Raw genomic sequence first — 6,257 nt, 5'->3', positions numbered from 1 at the left:
CTTCTTACAGATACTTTTACACAAATTAAGCACCGTAAAAACCACAAAGGGATCCTATAAATTGCACTTAAGTCCAATTAATAGGTTAAATAATAAGTCGTATTTTATTTTAATAATGACGCGCCCAGCAGACTGCATGCCCGAACGTTCAATAACCCAATTATGCCAGTTCATTATGCATTCAGCCAGCAAAGATATTTATGGTTCGCTCCCTTTTCCATAGCTAAACTCAACCTGACGGTAACGTTTTATTATTATTCTGGTTGCAAATAATCCTATATGGTTAGATGTAGCAACCAAGTGACATTTAGCATCATTGTGGGGATATATGCAGAAACTCGCTGAAATAATTGATATGACTGCCCATCCGATCAACGACCCGGCATTCATTGCACAATGCAAAAGTACCTTAGAAACCGATGGTGCCTTGGTTTTATCTGATTTTCTATTACCACCGGCCCTGAATAGTATTAAGCAAGAAGGTATTGAACATCAGCATTTGGCTTACTACGCGGCCAATCAACACAATGTTTATCTGACCAAAACGGATCCAGAGTTTGCCACTGATCACTCTCGCAATCGGTTGGTTACCTCATCAAAAGGCTGTATTACCGATGAGGACATTCCCGCAGATTCCGCACTACGAACACTCTATGGTGCTATTGATTTTCAGGATTTTCTCTGTGCTGTCTTAGGCGAAGAACAGCTCTATCCCTATGCCGATTCGCTTTCTTCGATAAATTTACACTACGCCAGCCAAGGTCAGGAATTAGGTTGGCACTTTGATAATTCATCATTTGCCATCACTTTATTAGTACAACAACCGCAGGCGGGTGGCGTGTTTGAATATATTGAAGAGATGAGAGATGCCGATAAAGGTGAGATGAATTATTCCGGAGTAGAAGCACTATTAAACCACCACATCACCCCCAAAACATTGCACATTGAACCGGGGGATTTAGTCCTATTCCGCGGCAGAAATGCCATTCATCGCGTGACGCCGACACAAGGTGATATCACCCGAATGCTGGTGGTTCTGGCTTATAATGCACAACCCGATATTTCGTTATCTGAAAGCGCCAGAATGACATTTTATGGCCGACTTTAGTTTTTAGCGGTGAAAACTGGCGGGCTTCCTTGCCCGCCTTAATAAAGAAAACAACCGGTATTAAACCACCCCAGTGGTTACGCTAAAATGGCGGGTTTCTCCCGGTGATAACATCTGCAAAGTGCCCTTCTCTTTTGCGGCTAAATACCCTTCTGGACGACAGGTCGCCGGTAAAATAAAAGCAGCCACTTTCTGATCGCCATTATGTAATATCCAGCGAGTACCATAATTAAACTGTTTAGTTGAAAAACGTGTGACAAAGCGGTGCCCTTGCGGAGCCAGCATAAAGAACTCGGCATTATCAACATATTGTGAAAGATCATCGGCAAAGAAAACAATTTCCGGATCATAAAACTCAGGCTCATTTAAATCAGTGAGTCCCGCCGGACGTTCGCGTAATTGCTGTGTGTATTGCAGCCATTGCGGTGTTGGATGAACATGTGCGGGCACAGTTTCACGTAGTGTTAAGGCTGAGCCGGGTAAATTTTGCCGGAAAGTGGCCCCTGGAATATAAGCGTAATTCATATGACACATATACTGGAGAGGCATAGCGATGCTGGCTAAGTTAGTCACATTCATTTCAATATCGAATTGTGCACTATCTGCGGTCAACCGAACTAGCGGTTGAGCACAATAGTGGTCACCAAAACCTTTTACATATTCCACACGGCCCGTCAGTGCCAGTCGATCACCCTCAACAACTAACCAGGCTTGGTCCATGTCGGCGCATGGCATTTCACCATGTAATACATGGTCATCCTCAGATGATGGGCAACCGTTGCGCAGCAGGCCTGAATGGAAAGCAAAACAACCGTAAGTATCGACAATATTCTCCCCCCGCTTAGGCTGAGAAAACATGTTATCCATTTTCAGATTGTGACCATCAAATTCTGCATCCCAAATCATCTGGCCGTAATAAGGCAACAGAGTGATATAACCTCGTGAGTTGGTGATTTTTAACACTTCAATACCTGATGCATATTTAAAACTGGTCACAGTAAAATAATCACTGCGGTAAATTTCCTGCTCATGACGGCTGAATTGTTCACGAAACAGCATTATTTGGGCGGTCATTTATGATTACTCCCCGGTTAATTAGGATTCATTATTTGCCAATATTGCCGCATTGACCCGCTGCTTATTGCGCAGTTCACCCCAAAAATAGAAACCTACATAAACAAAGCATAATAGTGAGACCACGAAAGCATGCTGCATTGAACCCAGATGGTCAGAGACAAAGCCTTGCAATGCCGGTACCACAGCAGCACCCACAATTGACATGACAATAATGGCCCCGGCAACTTCGGTATATTTATTATCCACAGTATCCAGCGTGCCAGCATAAATAGTCGCCCAACAAGGCCCGAACAGGACACTGACAAATACCGCCGCATAAACCGCTGTAAAGTTAGGCACGCATACTACATATAACAGGGTCAACGCTCCTAAGATGGAATAAGCTATTAACACTTTTTCAGCTTTAAAACGCGTCATCAGGAAGTTGGCAATAAACTTACCAATAAAGAAGCAAATAAAGCTGTAAATCATAAAGTTTGATGCATCCCGCTCATTAGATGCGCCCAGATTCAAGGCTAAGCGAATAGTAAAGGACCATACTGCAACCTGCATTCCCACATAGAGGAACTGCGCCATAATGCCTTTTTTGAAACGCCCATTGCCTGCCAGATATTTCAGTGTTTCTTTTAATGAAGGTTGAGCTACTTTTTTATTATTGTCACCTTGCGGTTTGCAATGAGGGTAGCGGGTAATAACAAAAAGCAGCATGACCAATAACAGGACAAAAATCAGATATTTATAAGGCTCTAATGTGTGTTCTAACATGCTGAGGCGGAATTCATGAATCTGTTCTGGCGTCATTGATGCCATTTGATTCTGTAAACTGTCGCCTTCCTGGAATACCAGATATTTCCCTAATACGATCCCCATCAATGCGCCAATGGGATAAAACGTCTGGCTGATATTGAGCCGCAACGTCGCATAATCTTTATGACCAATCATTGAACTGTAGGTATTCGCGGCTGTTTCAAGGAAACTTAACCCAATGGCAATAGCGAAAATAGCCGCCAGAAACATGGTATAGGTTGCCATATGAGAGGCCGGGTAAAATAGAGTACAGCCCACAATATAAAGTGTTAGCCCAATCAATATAGCGACTTTATAACTGCTTTTTTTAATCACTAATGATGCAGGAATAGCAATCAGAAAATAACCACCATAAAAAGCACTTTGTACCAGTGCACTGGCAAAATCGCTGAGTGCAAAAACGCTTTTAAATTGGGTAATTAAAATATCATTCAGACTGGCTGCGCATCCCCAAAGCGGGAATAAACAGGAAAGCAAAATAAACTGGAATAATGGTGTTTTATTTAAATAGCCATCGGGCAGTTGAACGGTATTAAGGCGCATTTTATTTTCCTTGGTGTAGGGTCTGTAAAAAATCAATAAATTGCGACGCGTCAGGGTAAGAACGTTGCGTTCCTTTGCCGGTGACACTGTATGCAGCAAAAGCAGACGCCATTTCCATGGCTTTTAATATGTCGCCATGCAAGACATATTCATGAGCAAAACACCCAATGAAAGCATCTCCCGCACCGCTGGTATCGATGGCGTGAACACTAACCGGTGGAACATGATGAATTTCTTCGCCATGCATCCATAACGAGCCACGATGCCCCAAGGTAATAATCAGATTATGCAGGCCTTTATCCAACAAACTACGCCCTGCCCGATAGATATTATCCAGACTGTCTACTGGCATTCCTGTCAGAATGGCCAGTTCTGTTTCATTTGGCATAAAGAATTCACATTGGCAGGCGTAGCCGATATCCAATGCTTTGGAAGCTGGGGCCGGATTAAGAATAACTTTAATATTATTCTGTCTGGCAAAATCAATGGCGGCGTAAACAGTTTCCAGTGGGATTTCGAGTTGTAAGATAATCAACTGGCAGGTTTTTAAAGCATCTGCGGCGGCGTCAACATCTGCCGGTAATAGGTGGTTGTTGGCACCTTTAATAATCAAAATACGATTTTGTGACGACTTATCGACAAAAATCGGAGCCACGCCACTGGACGTTCCAGCGACTGCTTTAACATGTTGGGTATCCACCCCCGCTTGTTGCAGATTTCTAATGGTATTTTCAGCAAAAAGATCATCACCTACGCGGGTAACCATCATGACATTGGCACCTAATCTGGCCGCTGCGACCGCCTGATTTGCCCCCTTTCCCCCACATCCGATTTCAAAATCTGGTGCTTCTAATGTTTCCCCGACTTGTGGCATGTCATCAATGTAGGTAATCAGATCAACCATGTTCGAGCCAATGACTGCAATATCCATCATCCATTCCTCTGTGCTATTTTTTTATCATTCAATGTTATTGCAATAACATTAACAGGCGAGAAATGTTATGTATGTGACAATGATCGCATCAATGAAAGTGCAATATACCGAAAATTGGCCTTATCCAGAGCGAGGTTAATGTTATAATTATAACAATTGGTAAGCTGTAGTGATGTAAAGGAAGGCTTGCTAGTGGTGTAGAAAATTGGGGCAACGTGCAGAAATGAAAAATCCCGGCCACAACTGCACCGGGATTCTCAACAACAAGTGCGGGTATTTATTTAATCGCCATGGCATCGCGCATGGTAAAGAACAGATCAGTTTGGTCTGTCAGACCCACTACATTCGCCGCATGTGGGCCGTAAGCGGCAATACGCAATTGTGTGCCGGTATGCCCCTGGGAATCATCTTCTGAGTTGCCATAACTGATAGCCATTATTGCGCCATCTTTGGTGGTTAGAGCTTGGGTCAGGCCCGGAGCTTTGGCATCAGCTTCAATAATTTGACTGGAATGAGCATGGTCTGCGGTCACGATAACCAGTGTGTTGCCATCCGCGCGAGCAAACTCCAATGCTTTTTGCACTGCTTCGTCCAAATCAACGGTTTCACCAAACTGGCCGCAAGGGTTAGCTGCGTGATCTTGTTTATCGATTGATGCCCCTTCGACTTGTAAGAAAAAGCCCTTCTCATTGGTTTTCAGCAGGTCAATAGCCTTTTCCGTCATAACGGCCAAGGTTGGCGTGCCCTGAGTTCGCTCAGCATTGTTTTCACAAATCACCGGCGGCTTATCTATATTGCCGTGATAAGAGGCTTTTGGCCCCTGCCAACGCACCGGCATGTTGCCAGAACTGAATAACCCCAACAGTGGCTTTTGTTGGTCGGCCTGTTTTATAGCATTCAAATCATCCAGGTTTTCGACAATCACATAACCGCGAGCCAGTGCCTGATCACGCAAAGATTTATCTTTCCATTCACCCGCTTTGGCAACCTGGCTAAATGATTTTGAGCCGCCGCCTAAGGTAACATCGGCGCGCCCTTCAATCATTTGCTCAGTGATGGAACCACGACCGCCATTCTCCAGCGCATTCGTGCTGCACTTCTCACTGGTTTCTTCCGGGCCATAACATTTGCGACCAGTGACATGGGCAAATTGTGCCGCAGGCGTTGCATCTTGCAGTTCAGCCGTTGAAACGTTGCCAGTAGCTTTACCCGCTTTTTTAGCCAATTCCAACAAGGTGACGTGATCTTTCCCGAACACATCGACACCCAGTGCGCCATTATAGGTTTTCACACCGGAAGACCATGCAGTCGCCGACGCGGCCGAGTCAGTTACATAATCGGGTTTCTGTGTTTTCTTATCTAATGAATAGTGCGTGTATTGTCCGGTCAGCGGCAATGCATCAATCCCTTTGAAGAAACCACCCGCGCCCATGGCATAGTTACGAGCCGAGGTTATCTCTGAGTCGCCCATCCCATCGCCTATCAGCAAAATGACATTTTTTACCGTTTTGTTGGACAGCGAGTCACGAAGAGCCTGAGTTTGATCTTCTGTTAAACGGCGAGCACCACCAAATTGAGTGATATCACCGTGGGCGCTGCGATCGTATAAACCGGTGGCAGCGGCAACAGCATTGGGGGCGAACAAAGAGCTGCTCAGCATCAAAGTAGATAACGCTATGCCGGACAAAGTGGATACGCGGTTCTGCATCAGTAGAGTTCCTTGTTGTAAAACAGTCATACAATTTGTATTGATTGGTTACAACGGATACTAGAACAGGCGAATGACGC

Annotated in this window: 5 protein-coding genes; 1 reads left to right on the top strand and 4 read right to left on the bottom strand. The window is 44.6% G+C overall.

The genetic code is table 11. From position 1 onward, the window contains the following. The first annotated feature begins 328 nt into the window (after positions 1 to 328). On the top strand, positions 329 to 1,108 hold the full coding sequence (locus HU019_RS04360) for a 2OG-Fe(II) oxygenase (RefSeq protein WP_174847661.1): 780 nt from the start codon (positions 329 to 331) through the stop codon (positions 1,106 to 1,108). A gap of 60 nt (positions 1,109 to 1,168) precedes the next feature. Here HU019_RS04360 and HU019_RS04355 read toward each other — a convergent pair whose 3' ends face one another. From HU019_RS04355 to phoA, 4 genes are all read right to left on the bottom strand, one after another. Then, a complete protein-coding gene (locus HU019_RS04355; RefSeq protein ID WP_174847662.1) occupies positions 1,169 to 2,182 on the bottom strand; it encodes an aldose 1-epimerase family protein in 1,014 nt (337 codons plus the stop codon). Between the two features lie 21 nt (positions 2,183 to 2,203). After that, positions 2,204 to 3,535, bottom strand: a complete 1,332-nt coding sequence (fucP, locus tag HU019_RS04350; protein WP_174847663.1) for an L-fucose:H+ symporter permease — start codon at positions 3,533 to 3,535, stop codon at positions 2,204 to 2,206. 1 nt (position 3,536) lies between these two features. Further along, positions 3,537 to 4,466, bottom strand: coding sequence for a ribokinase (rbsK, locus tag HU019_RS04345; protein WP_174847744.1), 930 nt, complete (start codon positions 4,464 to 4,466; stop codon positions 3,537 to 3,539). Between the two features lie 280 nt (positions 4,467 to 4,746). Next, a complete protein-coding gene (gene phoA / locus HU019_RS04340; RefSeq protein WP_174847664.1) occupies positions 4,747 to 6,177 on the bottom strand; it encodes an alkaline phosphatase in 1,431 nt (476 codons plus the stop codon). Between the last annotated feature and the right edge of the window lie 80 nt (positions 6,178 to 6,257).

The organism is Yersinia artesiana, from assembly GCF_902726545.1.
In the GTDB taxonomy this organism is placed as follows: Bacteria; Pseudomonadota; Gammaproteobacteria; order Enterobacterales; family Enterobacteriaceae; genus Yersinia; species Yersinia artesiana.
This window is presented reverse-complemented; position numbering and strand designations above follow the sequence as displayed.